15 protein-coding genes are annotated in these 18,470 nt (G+C 70.1%); all 15 read right to left on the bottom strand.

All coding sequences use genetic code 11. The annotated features are described in order from the left end of the window. Positions 1-437: hypothetical protein (locus Q0599_RS06880; RefSeq protein ID WP_298827560.1), on the bottom strand; the 437-nt coding region annotated here is incomplete at its 3' end. Then, on the bottom strand, positions 437-1,906 hold the full coding sequence (locus Q0599_RS06875; RefSeq protein WP_298827557.1) for a hypothetical protein: 1,470 nt from the start codon (positions 1,904-1,906) through the stop codon (positions 437-439). The genes Q0599_RS06880 and Q0599_RS06875, both read right to left, overlap by 1 nt. A gap of 10 nt (positions 1,907-1,916) precedes the next feature. Next, positions 1,917-2,639: a hypothetical protein gene (locus Q0599_RS06870; RefSeq protein ID WP_298827555.1), complete on the bottom strand. Its 723-nt coding sequence runs from the start codon at positions 2,637-2,639 to the stop codon at positions 1,917-1,919. A gap of 41 nt (positions 2,640-2,680) precedes the next feature. Continuing rightward, positions 2,681-4,768: a hypothetical protein gene (locus Q0599_RS06865; RefSeq protein WP_298827552.1), complete on the bottom strand. Its 2,088-nt coding sequence runs from the start codon at positions 4,766-4,768 to the stop codon at positions 2,681-2,683. Next, on the bottom strand, positions 4,765-11,454 hold the full coding sequence (locus Q0599_RS06860; protein WP_298827549.1) for a phage tail tape measure protein: 6,690 nt from the start codon (positions 11,452-11,454) through the stop codon (positions 4,765-4,767). The genes Q0599_RS06865 and Q0599_RS06860 overlap by 4 nt, the downstream gene beginning before the upstream one ends. Then, a complete protein-coding gene (locus tag Q0599_RS06855) occupies positions 11,444-11,995 on the bottom strand; it encodes a hypothetical protein (protein ID WP_298827547.1) in 552 nt (183 codons plus the stop codon). The genes Q0599_RS06860 and Q0599_RS06855 overlap by 11 nt, the downstream gene beginning before the upstream one ends. Continuing rightward, a complete protein-coding gene (locus tag Q0599_RS06850) occupies positions 11,973-12,677 on the bottom strand; it encodes a hypothetical protein (RefSeq protein WP_298827545.1) in 705 nt (234 codons plus the stop codon). The genes Q0599_RS06855 and Q0599_RS06850 overlap by 23 nt, the downstream gene beginning before the upstream one ends. Positions 12,678-12,785: 108 nt before the next feature. After that, positions 12,786-13,370 (bottom strand): hypothetical protein, encoded by a 585-nt coding sequence (locus Q0599_RS06845; protein WP_298827543.1) that lies wholly within the window; start codon positions 13,368-13,370, stop codon positions 12,786-12,788. A 93-nt stretch (positions 13,371-13,463) separates the two neighbouring features. Beyond that, positions 13,464-13,895, bottom strand: a complete 432-nt coding sequence (locus Q0599_RS06840; protein WP_298827539.1) for a hypothetical protein — start codon at positions 13,893-13,895, stop codon at positions 13,464-13,466. A 4-nt stretch (positions 13,896-13,899) separates the two neighbouring features. After that, positions 13,900-14,394, bottom strand: coding sequence for a hypothetical protein (locus Q0599_RS06835; protein WP_298827536.1), 495 nt, complete (start codon positions 14,392-14,394; stop codon positions 13,900-13,902). Next, complete coding sequence (locus tag Q0599_RS06830; RefSeq protein WP_298827533.1) at positions 14,387-14,947, bottom strand: hypothetical protein; 561 nt, start codon at positions 14,945-14,947, stop codon at positions 14,387-14,389. Before Q0599_RS06830 ends, Q0599_RS06835 begins: the two co-directional genes overlap by 8 nt. Before the next feature lie 124 nt (positions 14,948-15,071). After that, entirely contained in the window at positions 15,072-15,860 is a 789-nt protein-coding gene (locus Q0599_RS06825) for a hypothetical protein (RefSeq protein ID WP_298827529.1), read from the bottom strand. Beyond that, positions 15,860-16,384, bottom strand: coding sequence for a prealbumin-like fold domain-containing protein (locus Q0599_RS06820; protein ID WP_298827526.1), 525 nt, complete (start codon positions 16,382-16,384; stop codon positions 15,860-15,862). Before Q0599_RS06820 ends, Q0599_RS06825 begins: the two co-directional genes overlap by 1 nt. A gap of 109 nt (positions 16,385-16,493) precedes the next feature. Continuing rightward, positions 16,494-16,883, bottom strand: coding sequence for a hypothetical protein (locus Q0599_RS06815; protein ID WP_298827523.1), 390 nt, complete (start codon positions 16,881-16,883; stop codon positions 16,494-16,496). Positions 16,884-16,983: 100 nt separating this feature from the next. Next, positions 16,984-18,432: a hypothetical protein gene (locus tag Q0599_RS06810; protein ID WP_298827520.1), complete on the bottom strand. Its 1,449-nt coding sequence runs from the start codon at positions 18,430-18,432 to the stop codon at positions 16,984-16,986. Positions 18,433-18,470: the final 38 nt, after the last annotated feature.

Below are 18,470 nucleotides of genomic sequence, written 5' to 3'. Positions count from 1 at the left end.
CACTCGCGCGTCTTGCCCATCTCGGCGACGCCGATCTCCTCGATCCAGCTGCGCGGGCCGGCGACCTGCGCCGTCCAATCCCCGCCGTCGCCGGAGTACTGCGAACCCTCGATACGGCCAGACCAGACGTCCGGCACGCCGAGCGCCGTGGCGTCGACCTCGATGAACACGCCCGTGCCGCCTGGCGCGCTGCGGGAGCGATGGACGAAGGCGGCCGTGCGCGGCACAACCACGCGGGCGGTCTCAGGGCCGTACCCCTCGAACGCGATCTCGACCGTCTCGGCCTCATCCCACGTCTCCAGGAACTCGGCCGACTCGCCGTGATAGGCGCGCACGATGACCTCGCCCTGGCCGTTGGGCGCGAGGCTGGCGGGCGGGCCCGGCAGAGCCGGGAACCACACCCCCTGCAGGCCGAGGACGTCAAAGCCGCCGGCCATCAGGCGGTGTCCAGCGCGGTGACGTTCTCGGCCGTCGGGTCGGTTGTCATCGCCTGCTGCCCGGCCACGGTCGTGTCGTCCTCCTCGTAGATCGTGAGGACGCCGACGATGGTCGCCAGCTTGTTCACCAGCTTGCGCATCGCCCCCAGCGGCGAGCGGAACGTCACCGCGTCCCCATCGCTGCTGGCCGCGATGTTGGCCAGCGTGCGGCGCCACACGTGGTCGGCCTGCTTGTTCGCCGCCGCGCTTGTCATGCCGGCCCAGATGTCGGCGATCAGCGTGCCATAGCTGGTCAGCGTGCGCGTCCCGACCGCCCACACGTCGGCGGCGGCCAGCGTGGCGCGACTCGACACGGCGGCGTCCAGGTTGGCCAGCCGCGCGTCGCCGATCGCGGTCAGGCCGGCGCCGTCCACACCGATCTGCAGCTGGAGGTCTTGGGTGTCGGCCTCGACCGCGGCGACCTGCGCCCCTGTGGCCGCGCCGTAGGCAGCCAGGGCAGCAGCGGCGGCAGCCTGAGCGCCGCCACTGGACAGGTTGTTGAGAGCCGCGATGGCGGCCAGGACCGACGACTCGTCGGCCGGGTCAGACGGCAGGTTGTCCGTCTTCGCCTTGATGGCCGCAAGCTCGTCGGCCACCAGGTCGCCGCCGGCTCCGGCGCCGACCGCCTGAATGCCGTCACCGCTCGTCGTCGCCTCAGCGTGCAGCCCGTCGCCGCTGGTCGCGCCGCCGACGACGTGCAGGCCGTGACCGGTGGCGCCGCCCGTTGCCTTGAACCCGGCGTTCGCCCCGCCGCCCTCGGCCTCGATGCCGGGCGCCGCCGTCGCGTTGGCGCGCAAGCCCGCGTTGCCGGTCCCAACCGCAACGACGTGCAGGCCGTTTCCATCCGACTGCGCCTCGGCGTGCATGCCATCGCCGCTCGTTCCACCGCCGGTCCCCCGGATGCCGTCGCCCGTCGTGCCGCCCGTGAAGTGCGCGCCGTGCCCGGAGCCGTGGCCCGTCACGGCCGCACCGTGCCCGTTGCTCCCGGTCGACTGCGCCACCAGCGCGTCGCCCGCGTTGTTCACGATGTTCAGCTTCTTCAGGTTCAACGTTGCGTTGTTGCCGCTCGTCGCCTGCCCGTCGATCTGCGTCAGGTCCACCTGCAAGGTGTCGCTCCCAGCCACCAGCGCGTCATAGACGACGGCCGGCACCACCAGGAACTCGCGCCACACCGGCAGGAACGTGGCCGAGTCGTCGGACTTGACGACCATCGGCCCCAGCGTGTTCGTGTCAGTCGTGTCCAGCGGCACGCTGAACCAGCCGTTGCTGTCGTGTGTGATGGCCGACGCGCTGTTGCGCGCCGCGAACGCGCCGTGATTTTTCGACACCTCGACGCTCGGAGACGCGCCCGTCTCCTCGGTCACGCCGTCCGCCTTGTCCAGGAACGGCCCCAGCCGGATCGTCACGGCTGTCGACTGCTTCAACCACATGGTCGGCCTCCTACGCTACTCGGCGCCGTCGATAGGTCGCCATGAACACGGGGATCGGCGTCGCTGGCGCCGCTTCGATCAGCGCCACAAAGACGTTGGCGTGGTCGGCGCTGAACAGCGTGGGGTCGCTGGTGCTGCTCGATGACGTGAGGATCCGGAACTCGCCGCGCGCCCCGATGCTCGTGCTGCTCGTGCCCGTGTTAGCGACCGTCCGGCCCAGCGACGTGTACGACCCGCTCGTCGTGATAGTGGCCGTGTTGTTCGACTCAGAGGCGATCCCTCGGACGAACAAGTACTCGACGACCGGCAGGCTGCTCAGGGTCATAGAGCCGGGGTCGGCCGCGTCGTTCGACAGCGAGGTGCTGCCAGCGACTTGGATAACGTTGCCAGCGCCGATCGTGAACTCGTGGACGATCATGGCGCTGGCCGTTGGCGAGCCGCTGAAGTTGGCCGTCACCGTCCCGACCGTGCTCGTCAGCTGGTTCGTCAGGATGCTGTACCACAGCGATACCGTCGCGCCCGCGCCGGCCGACCCGTTGGCGTTCGTCCACTCGGCCAGCTTTGTGTACACGTTGACACCGCTGCTGTCGACGACGCTCGTCACCTCGGAGTTGTCGCCGTCCGAGCTGCCCAGGTTGTCGAGCGCCACGACCACCAGCGCGACGTTCCCGGCCTCGATCGTGGCCGTGACCGTGCCCGTGATCGACGTCCCGGCGGACGTGTCTTGGAACAACCCGGCGCCGCCAACGGCCCCAAATGCCATCGCCTGCGCCCCTAGTTCCAGCAGTCGCGGTGGCTGACCGCGATCTGCACGCCGGTGGCGCCGGGCTCGTTGTAGGTGAGGGCGGTCGGCCCGGCCGTCGGGTAGATGTCGGTGCGCGGCGGCAGGGATGGGAACCGCCCGCCAACAAGGTGGGTGGCAGGCTCTCCGGCCACCGTCACCTCTCGTCCCTCCACGTCGATCACCAGGTCGGCGTCGAGCGGGCACACGATGCCGTACAGGTACAGCGTGTCGCCGTCGGCGTTCTGGATGCTGGCCGGCGCCGTCGGGCGGCCGAACTGGTAGACGTCCTCTTGTCCGCCGCGGATCGAGACGACCTGCTGCTCGGTGATGAACTCGACCACCATCGACGACACGGTGAAGCCGAGGCCGTCGGCCGGCTCAAGCGCGATGATGTTGGCCGCGCCGTCCGTCTTGGGGTCGTACGGCTCGATGCGGAACGAGACTCCCAGCGCGGGCGCCGTCAGCGCGATCGTCTCGGCCGCATGCGTCCCCACGTCGTACCGCCCGGCCACGATCTCGTTGCCGTCCTCGTCGTACACGTACACGACGACGCGGGCCTCCAGGTCCGCCGTGTGGCTGACCGTCACCTCCAGGTCGAACGTGAACGAGTCGAACGCCACGCCGCTGATCCAGTCCCAGCGGTCCATGAGCGGCCGGCCCGCCACGGGTCCGTCCTCGTTGTAGACCAGCCCCATCGTCGTCGCCGGGTCGCCACCGTCGAGCGGCACGTAGCGCAGGTACTGGTCGCCGTCGCCGGTCTTCTTCTCGCGGTCGCACTTGGCGAGCGCACGGCTGAACCACGTCGCCGTGCGGGCCTTGCGCCGCTGGGTGTCCCCAGCGATGCCCGTCTCGTAGAACTCGGCCCACACCCACTTGGAGTTGGAGCTCGAACCGTCCGCGTCGAGGATGCACGGCTTCTCGTCGTCGGACTGGCTTGGCGTAGGCGCGCCCAGCCAGCCGCCGATCAGGTCGACGCACCCCTCCCGCGGCACCCAGTACAGCAGGTCGCCCGCGGACCATGCCGCGCCGGTCGTGCCGCGCTGGTCGCGCACGATCGTGAGCACGCCCGTGAGCGGATCGACCGCGGTCACCAGCGCCACGTCCTGAGCGGCGACCGTCACGCGCGCCACGAGGAACGGCAGCGGCGCAGGCAGGTTGGCCAGGTCGCGCAGCTCCCGCACCCGCACCTCGGTGTCACTGCCGAGGATGGCCTCGGCGACCGTCCACCGGCGCCGCGGCGGGAGGGTCAGGTTGACCACGACGCCGGTGTCCACCTCGTCCCACGTGCGGTCCGTCGGGAACGCCCACCGCGGGATCTGCCGCTTGTTCGACAGCGCCTCGATGTCGTCGCCAGACGCCAGCGAGTCGCCGCCCGTTACCAGCCCGCCGTGGTCCAGCCCGGTCGAGAGCGCCGCCCCCAGCAGCTGGTCAGTCACCTCCACCGGATGTGCCACCAGCGGGCGCGGCGTCGTGTTGACGACCGTGTAGGGGATGCGCCACTGCTGCCCGTCAGCCGTGTCCTTGAGGGCGGTGGGCGTCAGCGTGATGGTGACGCGCTCGGTGTGAACGGTGCCGGCCACTTCGACGGCCACAACGGTCGTGTCGCCCGCCGTCTCCACAGCCTCAGTGTCCGTGGCGTCGGCCGCGTGGTAGTGCTGATCGTAGAGCACCCACGTGCCCGTGTAGATGCCCAGGTCGGCGCACGCACCCGCCCTGTTGTCGCCGTGCGCCTCAAGGTCGCGCGGCGTCACGAAGGCGGTCTTGTCGATGCCCTCTTCCTCGAACGTGAGCAGCAGCGCCCCGTAGCGCTGGCTGTAGACGAGCCCCTCCAGCAGCTGGAGGTTCGCCTCCAGCGCCGATGCGGCGACCGTGTGCGTGACCGTGAACTCGCGCTCGGCGCGCGTGGAACCGCTGAACACCGGCCAGCGGCCAGCGCGTCCCAGGCTGACCGGGTTCTTGCCGGACACGCGCCCGCGCAGCGTGTTCAGCTCGGCCGTCGTCGTGAACTCGCCGCCGGCCGGGTTGAGGTCGATGTCGACCACGCCGTCTTCGGATCGAAGCGTCTTCAGGGTGATCATATGACGATCCTCGCAGCATCAAGCAGGCCGATCTCGGCGGCCAGGTCGCGGTCGATGTAGACGGGTCCGTTGAACGTGACGCCGCGGTCGATCGTCACCGGCCCGCCCCCGGCGCCGACGCCGCCGGTGATGGCCGCGATGTCGGACAGCGTGTCGCGCAGCATCTCGGCATTCCCGATCAGGCGCACCATGCCGGCGTCGAGCGGCGAGAAGAAGTGGTCATCGACCGTGGCGCCAACCTTGGGGGCCTCTACCGCCAGCTGGCGCATACCCGCCAGGAACGGCTCCAGCGGCCCGCCGCCTGGATCGCGCCGCACGTTGCCGCCGATGGGCATGCCGCCGGTCAGGCCAGCGCCGAGCGCCCCGCCGCCCAGCGACTCGCGCGTGAAGCTCGTGTCCGAGCCAACGAGCATGTCACGCGCCGCTTCCTCGGCCTGGCGCCGCAGGTACCGCTGGCGCGCGCCGAAGTGATGGCGGATGTCCCCGTACTTGTTGTCGCCCCAGAACGCCTCGTCGTCAGCGCCGTGGGGAGCCGGCTTCTTCTTCGGACCGGCCGCCTTGTCAACAGCATCGGCGAACAGGTTGAGGCCAGCGGTGAAGGCCCGCCCCGTCGGCGACGTGATCGCCGCCACCAAGGCGGTCGCGCCGGTGGCGAACAGCTCGCCCGCCGTGACGATGCGGCCGTCGAGCGCCGGGCTCGGCTGCCCCGTCGAAACGCGCAAGCCCGCGCCACCCTGGCCGCCCGTGCCGACGCGAAGGCCGGGGCGGTCCAGCAGGCTGCCGCCAGCCGGCGGGCCGGACGAACCGATCAGCCGATCGAGGATCTGGGTGTAGATGTCAGCGATCGCCTTGGCGCGCTGGAACGCCACCTCCGGATCCTCGCCCAGGTTCTCGACCAGCCCCTGCGCCAGCAGCGTCGCGCGCAGCTCGTTCTCGATCTGCCGCAGCTTGCCCGCGTGCCGCTCGTCCTCGGCCCGCTTGGCCTGATCGACGCGCCGCTGGTAGGCATCCCATGCATCCTGCTCAGCCTCGCGCCGCATCGAGAGGTTGTCCATCTCCAGCTCGTGCCGGGCGTTCTCGCCGTCGACCTCGCTCTTGAGCCGCTTCTCGACTCCCTCCAGCCGCCGCTTCTCCAGCGCGATGAGGTATTCCTGCTGGCCGATCTGCTTCTTGATGGCGTCGACCTCATCGACCCGCGTGTCGGCCGTGTGCTCCAGCGCCGCTTCCATCTCGACCAGAAGCTCGCGCAGCTGCGACAGGCCGAGCGACGCGCCGCCCTGCAGCAGCAGCAGCCGGCGCCGCGCCGAGGCCGACAGCTTGTCGGTGGCCAGCGCCGCGGCGATGGAGTCCTTCGACAGCCCGATGCCGGCGGCGGTCATGCTGTCGACGTCGCCGGGGCGCGTGCGCTTGTCGTCCTTGGGCAGGCGGCTGATGGCCTTCTGCAGATCGGCCAGCACGCGCTTCGCCTCGTCCAGCCCGCCCTGCGCCAGCTCGACGGCCTGGGCGCGCAGCTTCATGTCGGACAGCTGGTCCTCCAGCAGTCCGAGGTTCTCGCGCTCGCGCTTGCCCCGCTCCTCAATGTCGCGCAGGGCGGCGTCGTGGCGGTCGTCCTCGGCGTCCTTCAGCTCGTCGAGGGCATCGAGTCGTGCGTCGTGGCGGTCCTTCTCGGCGTCCTTCTGCTCGGCCAGGTGGTCGAGGATGAGCTTGTGGGCGGCCTTCTCGTCCGACTCCCGGCTCTTGGCCTGGTCCTTCAACTCTTTTTCGAGCGCCTTCTCGGCGGCGATCCGCGCCTTTTCAAGCTCGGCAGTGCGCTTGGCGACGAGGTCGGCTAGCTCCTTGTTGGCACGGATCTGTTCAGCGTTGTGCGTCTTCCAGTTGTCGAACTGGCGCGCGGTCATGTTGCCGATCTGCTCAAGGGCAGCGACGGCTTCCTCGTGTCGCGCGCGCTCCAGTTCGGCAGCCTCAGACGACAGCCGCTTGGTCTCCTCCTGGAGGTACTTCAGGGCCTCGGCCAGCTCCTCGCTCGACTTGATCCCATCGCGAGCGCCAAGCGTGAACGCCTCGTAGAAGTCCTCCAGGGCCGTGCTGCCGACAAAGCCGAGCGCATCCAGTAGATCCTTAGTGGCCAGCGTTGCCGCGTCGATCTCGGGGTCAAGGGCAATCTCCTTCGCCTGATTGCCACTCTTCTTGGCCTTTTCCTCTTCCTTCTGGCGCAGCTCTTCGATGCGGCGAATGCGGGCCTGGATGAGGCTCTCGTCCTCTTCATCCTCTTTCTTGCGATCTGTCATCCATGCGTCGTGTCGCCCGGCCTCTGCCGCCTTCATGTCATCGAACATGCGCTTCCACAGGTCCATCTGCTCGTCAGGCTTCAGGGACTGGAAGTGCGCAATCAACTCCTCTAGCGTGTCGATGCCTTCCGGCAGCGCCAGCCCGGCAATGAACGCGGGCAGTTCGTCCTGATTGATCAGGCGTAGCTGCGCGATCACGGCCTGCCACGAGCCGGATAGCTGCTGCGCCCAGTAGTCAGCAAGCGCGGTTACCTCATTCAGCCTGGCCTGAGTGTCGGCAATGTCACTGTCGAACTGCGCTTTGATCCGCTCGTACTCCGACATGTCGATTTCGGCGCTGATCGTGACGACGTAGTCCTTGGCCGTCAGCTCGTCGAGTGCCGTCTTCCACGACAGCCCCCCGTCGCTGTCGGTGTCCGTGAGCAGCCCGTTGGACTGATCGCTCACCTGGCTGTTCACGGCCACATCGCCCGAGTCGGCAGCGGCGTACAGGTCGTACAGCCAGTGCTCCATCGCAAAGCTGCCGCCCTCGCTGGTGGCGCGGTCCTGCGGATTATGTCGCGTCGTCACCGCGATGCTGACGGACTTCAGCTTCTGCAGGTCGGCCAGCAGACGGCCGATGGTGCGGATGCTCTCCTCCGCGCCCGGCACCGACACCTCGACCTTGACCTCGTCGGGCAGGTTGTCCAGCGCTGTGGCCGCCTCGTCGGTCCGCTCGGCCACGTGGTCCATCGACGAGCCGACGTCCTGCATCGAGTCGTCGATGGCCGAGGCGGCGTCGCGCCCGGCATCCTGGCCAGCGATGAGGGCCTCGACCTGGCCAGCCGACATGCGGTTGGCCTCTTGGGCGGTCTCGGCCATCTTGCCCTTGACGTCGTCGAGAGCCCTCCCGACGCCCTGGACGCCCGAGGCAGCCTTGTCGCCCATGCCCGAGAGGCTCCGGTCGACCTCTGTGCCGACGTTGCGGGCCGCACCGGCGGTAGCCGACAGCTCGCCGCGCACCTGCCCCAGCTTGTCGCTGGTGCCGCTCGCAGCCGCGCCCGCGGCCTTGACCTGCTTCTGCCCCGACGCCTCGGCATCCTCGGCCAGCTGCGCATGGCTGCGCGCGGTCTCCAGGTGGGCCGCCGTCATCTGCTCAGACCGCGAGGTCGTCTCGTCTGCAGCAGCGCCCGTCGCGGCCACGACAGCAGCGCTGCCGGAGGCCGCCTGGTCGCCGATTCCCTCCCACGTCTGCTGGGCGATGCCCAGCGACTCGCGGTTCTTGTTGTCAGCGTCCACCATCGTCTGCTCGACGGTGTTGATCGCCGTGACGATGGCAGACGGGTCGCCCCCCTGCATGGCCTCGCCGACGGCAGCGCTGAAGTTCAGCGTGGCCTCGGTGACGGGGTTGATGGCCTCGACGCCGGGGTATGCCTCAGACAGCGCGCCATAGATGCCGCGCGCCGTCTCTGCCGAGACATCGCCCATCATGACCATGGCGTTCAGGTGGTCGATGACCGTCTGCGCCAGCGACTCGCGGATGGTGGCCCGCTCGGTGTCGTACTGCTCCTGCACCTTAGCGGTGTTGGCCTGCACGCCGCCGGACGCCACGGCCAGGATGCCGCTCCAGCGCTTCTGCTCCTCGGCAATGGCCGCCTGAGCCTTCGCGCCCGCCTCGCCGCCCTGGGCGGCCTTGGCCTGCAGCTCAGCCATCTTGGCGTTGTGCTCGGCCTCGCCCTGCTGCACCTGCTGGCGGGCAGCTGCCTGCGCCTGGGCATCTTGCGCACGCGCCTCTGCGAACTTCTCCTCGAACGACTTCCGCGTATCCCACAGCTGCTGCAGGCTCTGGCTCACGCCCTGGTGCAGGTTGTCGTTGATCTCGACGAGCTTTTCGGCGCGCTCCTGCTCGCCCAGCAGCAGCCCGTCGCCCGCCTTCAGGATCAGGGCGGTGTTGGCCCCAAACTCCTCAGCGTAGTTGGACATGACGGCCGCGGCCTGATCTTCCGGCCCGCCGCCTGCCATCGCCTGCGAGGCCGTCGACAGGCTGGTCGCGTACTCGGTGATCCGCCGCTTGGCCTCTTCGGCCGTGATGTTCCCCTTGGCGAACTCAGCCGAGATGCCGGCGAGCTGCTCCTGGAAGGGGGCGGCCTGCTGCGCGGCCAGGTCGATGCCGCCTGCGTACGCCGCCGTCTGGGCGAGCACCTTGGCAAAGCCATCGGCCTGTTCCTGCTGGGCCGCCGTCAGGACGTGCCCTTCGCCCGCCGCACGGCTGGCCGTGTCCGCGGCCTCCAGCAGTCCGAGCTGGTACTGATCGATGGTGATCTTGCCGTCGTGGTACTGCCGGTTGAGGCGGTTCAGCGCCTCCTTCATCGAGTCGCTGGCCAGGACCGCGTCCGACACCCCGGCGTTGTGCTTGAGGTACGCCTCGGCGTTGCGCGTCACGCTCGCCGTGGCGGGCTCCAGCGCGTCGCGTGCCGACGCCACCAGGCCGGCGAGCAGGCCGCTCTTCTTGGCGCCGTTGTCGACGGCCTCGCCGTACTGCTGCATGCTGAGGTTCAGCGGCCCCAGCAGTTCCTGGTGCTCAGCGGTCTCGCGGCGCAGCGCGCCAATGCCCAGCGTCAGGCCGGCGACGGCGCCGACGACCAGCGTCACGGGCGCGGCCAGAGCCGCGAAGGTGCCGCCCACGGTGCCGGCGATGATGGCCACGTTCTGCCAGCCGTCGACCAGCTGCGCGCCCGCGTTCACCAAATCCCACAGACCCGCGACAGCTGCACCCGCGATGCTGATGATCGACCCGACGCCCGACGCCATGTCGCCCAGCAGCGGCCCAGCCTGCGACACCACGCCCAGCAGGCCGTTGAGCCCGGCGTGCATCCCGGTCAGCACGGGGTGCAGAGCCTTCGCCCCGGCCGTCAGGGCGGGCAGCAGGGCCAGTCCGAGGTCACGCAGCATGCCCGACAGCTCGCCGGCCAGCAGCTGCTTCTGGCGGCTGAAGCCCTCGTTGACCTCGGCCAGAGCGCGCTCGGTGCTGCCCGACGAGTCGGCCACGGCAGCGAGCTTTTCGGTGAAGCCCTGGGCGTTCGCGCCCGTCAGGTCGAGCGCGGCGGCGCCAGCCTCGACCGAGCCGAACATCGTGTTGATGGCCTGCCCGTTCTTGGACGCCTCAGCCTCCAGGGCATTGAGCGTCCCCTGCAGGCCGAGGGCCTCGACAGCCGCGGCGCCGCTCGCGTACCCCAGCTCATTCAGGACCAGCGCCGAGCGCGACGTCGGGGTCATCAGCTCGGAGATGATCCCCTTGAGCTGTGTGCTGGCGACCGAGGTGGTCTTACCCTTGGTGGTGATCTGCGCCAGGGCGGCCGACGTCTCATCGAAGGTCACGTTGGCAGCAGCAGCGATGCCGGCCACGTTACCCATGTTGGCCGCGAGTTCTGGCATGGTGGTCACGCCGACGTTCACCGCGGCGAACAGCTTGTCGGTGATGTCGGTGGCGCCGCCGGCCGCATCGCCCCAGCTGTTCATGACCACCGTCATGGCCGAGCCGACGTCCGACAGATTGGCGGCGCCGGCCACAGCGGCCTTGCCGGCGGCCTCCAGGAACGCGATCGAGTTCTCCGGCGGCACGCCCGATGACACGGCGTCGTAGAGGGCGTTGGCCGCGTCCACGCCGTCAACGCCGAGCGTGGTCGCCAGCGACGACACGTCGGCCTGCACCTGCTCGATCGGCTTGCCGAAGTCGGCGCCCAGGGTGGCGACCTGGCGGAAGGTCGCCTCGAACCCTTCTGCGGCGCTGACGGCCGCGGCCCCGACGCCCAGCAGCGCCGTTGCCGCCAGCCCCACGCCGGCCGCCATGGCAAGCGTCGCTGGGTTGAGGGCGGTGACCTTGGACAGCATGCCGCCGAGGGCGCCGCCAGCCCCCGTGGCCCCTTCGCCGGCCAGCCCGAGCTTACCGGCCAGGTCGCCAGCGTTGACGCCGAACACCTTGGTGTCGGAGGCGTTCTCTTGGACCCGCTTGCCGAACAGCCCCAGCACGTCGTTGAGGGCAGACGTCTTCCCGCGAGCGCCATCGACTCCGGCCCCCGCTTCAGCGCCAGCGTCACCAACGCCGGCCAGCCCCTTGGCCGCGTCGTCGGCCGCAGAGGCGATGTCCAGCAGTCCTGCGCTCGTCTCGGCCCCGGTCTCACCGGCGGCCTGCAGGGCGGTGTTGACCTCGGTGGCGCTGGCGGCGACCTTGGCCAACCCTGCGCCAGCGCTGGCCGTAGCGGCGCCGACGCCGGCCAAGCCCGATGTAGCACCGCCCGTCCCCTGCGCGATGCTGGAGACGCCGGTGTTGAGCTTGCGGATGTCGCTCTCGGCGGCCTTCAGGCCCGCGCCGTCGTAGTCGACGCCTACGCCGATGCGGATGTCGTCGTTACTCGCCATCAGGTCGCTTCCAAATCAAACGCCCGTCCGCCCCAAATCGCCTGACCAACTGCCCGTTCTCATCGAACACGGACCGCTCGCCCTTGTAAGGCGAACCGTCGACCATCGCGTCGCCCGTGAAGGGCTTCTCGACGCGCCACCTCACCCGCTTGACTGGCGCTCCCGGTGCAACCGCGGCTGCCTCCCGCCGAGCACTCGTCGCGGCCCTCTTGCGGGACGACTTCCCCCGCGGGCCAAGCGCGTCGCGTACAGCGGCCAGAGGGTCAGGTCCACCATCAACGAAGAGCACCACCTTGCCGAACACGATCCGGCCGAGCGTGGTCTGCCACAGTTCGTCCGACTCCTCATCGGTGATCTTTTCATGGCGGCGGTGACTGCCCCGCTTGCCGCTCGTTGCCACCTCCGGATTCTTCCGCTTGCCCAGGTCCTCCAGCGCCTTGCGGTACGCCCCCTGCACGTGATGGCCCAGGTAGCTCACCGCGTTGTCGAGGTCGAGCGCAACCCACTGGTAGCCGATCCTAAGCTGCTTCGACGGCGGCACCGGCGGGTTGGACGTCTGCCACGTTGTCCAGAGCTTCCACAGCGTTGGCAGCCTTGCGAAACGTCGCGCCCAGCGCGCCCGGCCCCAGCCGGTGGGCCTCGGCGAAGATGTGCGCCAGGTCCTTGGGGTGCATCCGCCCGTGCGCCAGCTCGGCCGCCTCGTCGTACCCCTCGGCCTCCTGCTCGGCCGGCGTGATCCAGTCGAGCACAACCTGGTCCTCGTCGGGCTCTTCGCCCGGCGCCACGAAGAGCGGCTTGCAGGTGCGCGGGTCGATGTCGCCCGCGGCAATCTCGCCGCTCAGGTACTCGGCTGGCGGCACCACGATGCAGGCCATCGCCACCGCGGCGCTGGCATCGAGCGTGCCCATGATGTGCTCAGCGTCCAGGGCGTTGTACAGCACGTTGCCGGCGCGGTCCGTCAGCGACAGCCCGCCATGCTGGATGATCCCGATGACGGCCGCGGTGATCGGCTCGCTGTAGCGCCCGGTGCGGGTCAGCTGCAGCAGGTCGACACGCTTCATGAGGACCGGGCAGTCCCACACCGGCAGGTGGATCTCCACCACCTTCGGCCCCTGGCTGCGCAGGAAGACGTCGCGCGAGAGCGTGCCCTTGCGGGCCTCTACCTTCGCGGCCCGCTCCTTCGCGGCAGCTGCCGCCACCTTGGACGTTCGACTGGTTGCCATCTGTGATTCTCCTCCGAATCAGATGCGCGGTGCGCTGAGTCAGTCGCCTCGCCGCCGTGAGGGGAATCGGCCAGCCGCAGCCGACGATCCCCCTCACGCGCGACGCGATTAGTAGTCGTCCGTGCCAGGGAACACGGTCGGGATGTCGACGAGGGCGTCGTGCTCCAGGATGTCGAACCAGTCGCAGCATCCCTCGTACAGCGACCGGTCCGCCTTGCCCTCGAACGTCGACTCGTAGAACGCCTCGTTGGCCAGCGAGCCGCCCGGCCCGTTGAGCACCTCGGCGTTCCAGATGACGATGTGCATGTCCTCGGTCATGTCGTGGTTGATCGACTGCGCGATGATCGCGCCGCGCGGGCGCGGATCGGTGCACGTCACCTTGGTGCGCGTGCCGTTCACGTCGCCCACGGTGAAGTCGGTCTGCGTGGCCCCCTGCAGGGTGGCGATCAGCGCCGGGTCGAGACCGCCATGCTTGATCGAGAACGTGATCGCCTTGGGCCGGCTCACGCGCGCGCACGTGCCGTCGTCGCCGTTCAGCTCGGCCTCGACCAGCTCGCGGTCCCAGGTGAGCTCCTGCACACAGCCGATGTCGACGCCATCGTCGTACACCGGATCCTCGACGCCACCGGCGCACCGGTCGCCCGCGCTGATGAGCGGATAGAACTTCGCATCCGCGATGCCAAACACCTTCATGCCCAACCTCCAAATCCAAATGGCTTACGTTCAGGATGGCGCCGGGTCAACCCCTACGCCGCGGACGACATGACACCATGCGGCGAGTTCATCCTATCCGTCGCGCCCTCCCCTCCCGCCGTGGCCGAACTGCGGGCGGTCCCCGCCGGCCGGGCGCTCACGGCTCGACTGGCCGCCCTGCTCGGTCTTGCCCCCGCCCGCCGCGGCGCCGCCAGTGGCAGCGGCCGGCTGCTCGGCCGCGGGCGGCTTGCCCGCCGACGCCTCGTCGGCCGCCTCGCCCGCGGCGCCCGCCGGCTTCTGGCCAGCGCTCGCGCCCGCCGCAGCGCCGCCAGTGGCGGCAGGCGGAAGGGCGCGGAACACGCCGTGCGCCGGCTTCATGGCCACCAGCAGCGCGCCGTCGGCGTCCGGCACCTCGGCGGCCTCCAGCGGCTGGAACCGGTAGGTCCGCGACAGCCCGCCGCCAGACACGCTGATGGCGCGCGGCGGCGTGCGGCCAACGGCCTTCCCTTCGTAAACGACTCGCATCTTGTCACCCTCCTCCACAACAGCTCGTGCGAACGGTGACCACGATCTGCGCCGTCACCGTGGTGGCTGGCCCGTCCTCGTTGAACCGCGCCAGCCCGTAGCCGACGGCGGGATCGACACGTTCGACCACGCCGAGGGTCTCCCCTTCCCACTCCAACTTCACACCGCGCCAGCGCTGGCCGTAAATGTCGCCCAGCCTGCCGGCTATGGACTCCTCTCCACACGGCCCGATCAGCCGGTCGAGGATGTCGTACGCGGTCGTGAGGCGACTCGCGTCCGTGCAGATGTCGATGTACGGGGCGACGACGAACTGGGCCCGGCACACGCAGTCGCCGTCGGGCGTCGTCAGCCCCTGCCGCGGCTTGATCGTGATCGTGTCGCGGCACTCCAGCCCCGTCTCGACCGCATCCACGCCGAGACCGTCGTGCAGGTTGGCGAGCCGCGCGCCGATCGCACGGCGCGTCTTGCCAATCCACCCCAGCTCCACGGCCTCAGCCACGCAGTCCCTCCACCAAGTCCTGCCGCAGGCGCTGCCCCAGCGGCACGAGCCGCGTCTGCCAGCGGGCGAGAGCGCGCTCCCGCCAGCCCTTCGTCTCCGATCCGGCGCGGCTCGTGCCGACGTACTTGAAGCTGCGCTTCTGGCCGTCACGGGCGATCGAGCGCGCGATCATGAAGGCGAACTGCCGCCGCGACGGCGCGCGCTTCTGGTTGCCCCGCTTGTCCGCCTGGATGCCCTTGCGGGCCAGCCACCGCTCGATCGCCTTGACCGGCGGCACGCCGCCCGCCCCGCGCCGCTTGTCGGCGTTGAGCGCGCCGAGGTACGGCACGCCGCCGCGGTTGGCCGCCGTCCCCACGATGATCCGGCGCGGGATGCGGTCGCCCTCGACGCGGGTCGTGCCAGCTCCCGGCTGGGCCAGGTTGGCGGCCATGCCGGTGTCGCGCGGCATCTCGTCCACGAACGCCGTCACGCCCTCCACCATCGCCGCCTGGGCGAAGCGCTGGAGAGCCGGCGCCATGCGCGCGTCGTCCAGCCGCGGCAGACGGCGTGTCATGGTCACATGCACCTTCAGCACGGATGCACCCCGATCGAGGCGAGGGCGGAGCGCGCCGCGCGGGGCCGGAGGAGACAGACCCCCAGCGCGCTCCGCCCTACGACCTCCCATGCTCGGCTGCCCATCAGATGCCGCCCCCGCGGTAGCGAAAGACGGAGTGCGGCAGGAAGGACAGCTCGGCGAAGTCGAACTCAGGAACGTCGATCTGCGTCTCGCCCGTCTCGCGGTTGGAGACCACCACCCCGCGAGCGCGCGCGCCCTCGATCGTCTTGGCGACCAGCAGGATCGTCGCCAGCTTCACGCCAGCGGGAATCGGCCAGACGTCGCCCCAGATTCCCCACACCCGCACCCGGCCGCCGCACCACGCGCCGGGCGTGCAGCTACGCAGCGTCGTCCACGGCGGGTCGTGGCGAGGGCCCACCATGAGGTCGCACACGTCCAGGGCTCGCCACTCGGCGTCGCACCGGTGGCACGCGCACGAGTCGGCCACCTCGACGCGGTCGAGGCGCAGCAGGCCGTCGAGGTTGACGGTGTCGCAGTGGACGTCGAACACCCGCGGCCCGTAGCACGGCGCGAGAGCGTCGAGCCCGTAGTGGTCCGCGATCTTGCCGGCCACCGCCGCCACGGTCGCCGCCACGAACGCCGGGTCGGCGTCCGCCACGGCGCAGCTCGCCTTGGGGTGTGTGGCCAGATCGGCGTCCGTAACCAGGGGCAGCGTGCAGCTGACCCCATACCCGCAGGCCGCAGCGTCGAGCGCGGCGAACGGCGACTCGGCCCGCAGGCCGTAGGCCGTCATGGGCGCGTCGCACGGCGGGCACGCTGCTGGGCCAACGGCCGGCAGGCCCTGCCCGCTTGCGCCGTCGTCAACGGGCGTGGGGCGGGCGACCGTCAGCGTGCCGAACTCGTCGGCCATCAGGCCACCGTCCGGACGTGCGGATCGGTGAAGGTCACGCCGGCCTTGTAGCGGAAGATGTAGTACGTGCCGGGGTCGAGCATGAACGAGACGTTGCCGTCCTCGTCCGTCACACCCACGGCCACGCGGTCGACGCGCTCGGCGTCGGTGTACACCTCGACCGTGACGCCTTCGAGCGGCGCTCCGGTGACCGGCGTCTTGAGGCAGTAGTCGACGCTGAGCGAGCCGGTGCCAAGCACGCACGGCGAGTTCTCGGCGCAGCACGGATCGTCGGTCGCGTTGATCGGCTGCACGTCGAGCGTCGTGGGCGCGTCGTTGTTGTCGTAGATGCGGACGGCGCCCTGGTGAAGGTTGGGGATGTCCGCCACCACCACGATGAAGTAGCCGTCGCCCAGGTCCACGAAGTCCCCGACGTCGGCCACCACCTCGTCACCCGCAGCGTCCAGCAAGATGGCGCGAAGATCCGCGGCGTCGGGCGCCGGCTCTGCGGAGCTGTGGAACCTCACCACCCTGCTGTACGACACGTCACACTCCTACCAACTGACCCTTCGCGCCGGAGGCACCGCACCGCGCCCGTCGGCGCGAAGGGCCACTCAAACCAAACCCGTCACCGGGGGTGCGCCCGGTCGGCCGCTACTCCTGCCCGCCGTCGTCCTGCCGCCGACGCGACCGCCCGCGGCGCCGCACGGGCGGCGGGTCCTCCCCCTCGTCGGCGGGCGGCTCGTCCGCCACGTCGGCCACGTCGGCCTGAGCGGCCGACGGCGGCTCATCGGCCGGCGGCTCGTCGGCGACCTGCACGGCCTCCGCGGCCGGCGCCTCGATGACCGCCTCCGACGCTGGGGCCGGAGGCGCGCCGTAGCCCGCGGGCCGCCGCCCCTCCTCGATCACGCCCTGACGCGCCAGCATGTCCACCCACGCGGCCGGCACGTCGACGATGTCGCCGGCCCAGCAGCGCAGCACGGCGTCGTCCACGTTCTTCAGCGCGATGTATCCGTTCCTCACCACATGCGGCTTGGCCGCCATGCTCCCCTCCTGTGGAGGCACACCGTAGGGGGCGGGGCAGGTTGTCCCCGCCCCCTACCGCGCCCTGCCCAGCTGAGTGTCAGTCGATCAGCCCCTTGCCCTACGCCTCGGGCTCGGCGAAGCTGATGCCGTAGATCGAGGCCACGGCCTCGATGCCACCGGCGTTGCCCGTCGAGCTGTGGCGCGCGAACAAGAGGCGCCAGCTGAAGTTGATCTCGATGAGGTCACAGTCGTCGTTGACCGTCGTCGTCATCTTCAGCTCGCGCGCCCAGCCGACCTTGAACCCCTGCTTGTTCACCAGGTGCAGCTGGCCGTGGACGTTGTTCTCCGGCGCGTCCATGTCGATGTTGCCATCCTCGTCGGTCAGCGCGAGCGCCGCCGTCGGGATGATCGGGATGCCCCAGATGCTGGCCAGCTGGCCGGTCTGGAGCGTCGGGCTGTCGCAGTTCTTGTCGCAGAACTTCACGTCGTCGAGCTGCGTCAGCGCCGCGTAGGTGGCGTAGTCGCAGACGATGACCAGGTCGCTCGAATCGGCGCAGAACCCCCAGTGGGTCTTCAGCGCCGCGTCCTCCATGAGGAGCCGGAGCTTCTGGATGTGGTTCGCCGTGATCTGCGAGCCCGGCGTCCACCAGTCGGTGTTGGCCGCGTTGTTGTTCACGTTGTCGACGAGCGTCGCGTGGGCCAGGCCGTCGAACGCCGTGAAGTCCGGCGCGAAGCCGCTGGCCGGAATGGTCAGCACCTCGCCCAGGCTGTTGATGTTCGCCTCGCCGGCCAGCGTCGCATCGCCGCGCAGGATCGCCGTCTCGTTGGCCAGGCGGATCGCGCGCTCGGCGACGGCGGTGTACTCCGACACCACGTCGAGGAACGCGTCCTCCTCCAGCTCGGTCGGCATGCACAGCTTGAGCTTGATCTTGCTCGCCTCGACCTCGATGAGCTGCGTGCCCACGGCCGTCGACGGCGTGCACTTCAGCCCCTCGCAGTCGGTCGCCTTCTGCGCCGCGTAGGCGGTCGGCAGCGCGCTGACGGTGACAATCTTCGCCCGACCGCCCTTCACCGGCGTGGTCGGGAACAGGCCGAGGATGTCGCTGTCGCACGTCGCCGCGTTCCACAGCTGGTCGAGCGGACACGTCTCGACCAGCTCGGCACCAGCGCCCTCCTCGTCGGGCGTGTTGAACCGCACGTGCCGGCCGGCCACGGCCGACGCCGCGCGCTTGAGCGGCTCGCTCGCGCCGCCGAACACGCGCCCGTTCTTCTTGCCGACGTCGCGCTTGAGGCTGTCGAGCACCGCCGCCGCCAGCTGCAGCGTCGCCGGGCGGTAGCCCGCGAGACGATCCTCCACGTCGGGCGAAGCGGCAACGCCCGGCGTGAAGTAGCGGCGCAGGCGGTCGCCGTCCCCGGCCGCGCGGCTGGCGGCCTTGAGGGCGGCCAGCTCGGCGCGCAGCGTGTCGTGCTCCTGGCGCAGCTCGGCGTTGGTGTCGGCGAGCGCCACGATCTTGTTCATCTGGTCCGCGGTCAGCGCCACCGGCGCCGGAGCCGTCGCAGTCGTCATCTCCAAACCTCCAAGTTCAAACTCAAGTGCGGTCAAAC

Source organism: uncultured Piscinibacter sp., assembly GCF_937952055.1.
Lineage (GTDB): Bacteria > Pseudomonadota > Gammaproteobacteria > Burkholderiales > Burkholderiaceae_C > Piscinibacter.
This window is presented reverse-complemented; position numbering and strand designations above follow the sequence as displayed.

Coding starts and splice junctions, on each gene's coding strand:
- Q0599_RS06810 (WP_298827520.1), bottom strand. CDS start 18,432: ATGACGACTGCGACGGCTCCGGCGCCGGTGGCGCTGACCGCGGACCAG.
- Q0599_RS06850 (WP_298827545.1), bottom strand. CDS start 12,677: ATGGCAACCAGTCGAACGTCCAAGGTGGCGGCAGCTGCCGCGAAGGAG.
- Q0599_RS06860 (WP_298827549.1), bottom strand. CDS start 11,454: ATGGCGAGTAACGACGACATCCGCATCGGCGTAGGCGTCGACTACGAC.
- Q0599_RS06865 (WP_298827552.1), bottom strand. CDS start 4,768: ATGATCACCCTGAAGACGCTTCGATCCGAAGACGGCGTGGTCGACATC.
- Q0599_RS06845 (WP_298827543.1), bottom strand. CDS start 13,370: ATGAAGGTGTTTGGCATCGCGGATGCGAAGTTCTATCCGCTCATCAGC.
- Q0599_RS06840 (WP_298827539.1), bottom strand. CDS start 13,895: ATGCGAGTCGTTTACGAAGGGAAGGCCGTTGGCCGCACGCCGCCGCGC.
- Q0599_RS06875 (WP_298827557.1), bottom strand. CDS start 1,906: ATGTGGTTGAAGCAGTCGACAGCCGTGACGATCCGGCTGGGGCCGTTC.
- Q0599_RS06830 (WP_298827533.1), bottom strand. CDS start 14,947: ATGACACGCCGTCTGCCGCGGCTGGACGACGCGCGCATGGCGCCGGCT.
- Q0599_RS06825 (WP_298827529.1), bottom strand. CDS start 15,860: ATGGCCGACGAGTTCGGCACGCTGACGGTCGCCCGCCCCACGCCCGTT.
- Q0599_RS06815 (WP_298827523.1), bottom strand. CDS start 16,883: ATGGCGGCCAAGCCGCATGTGGTGAGGAACGGATACATCGCGCTGAAG.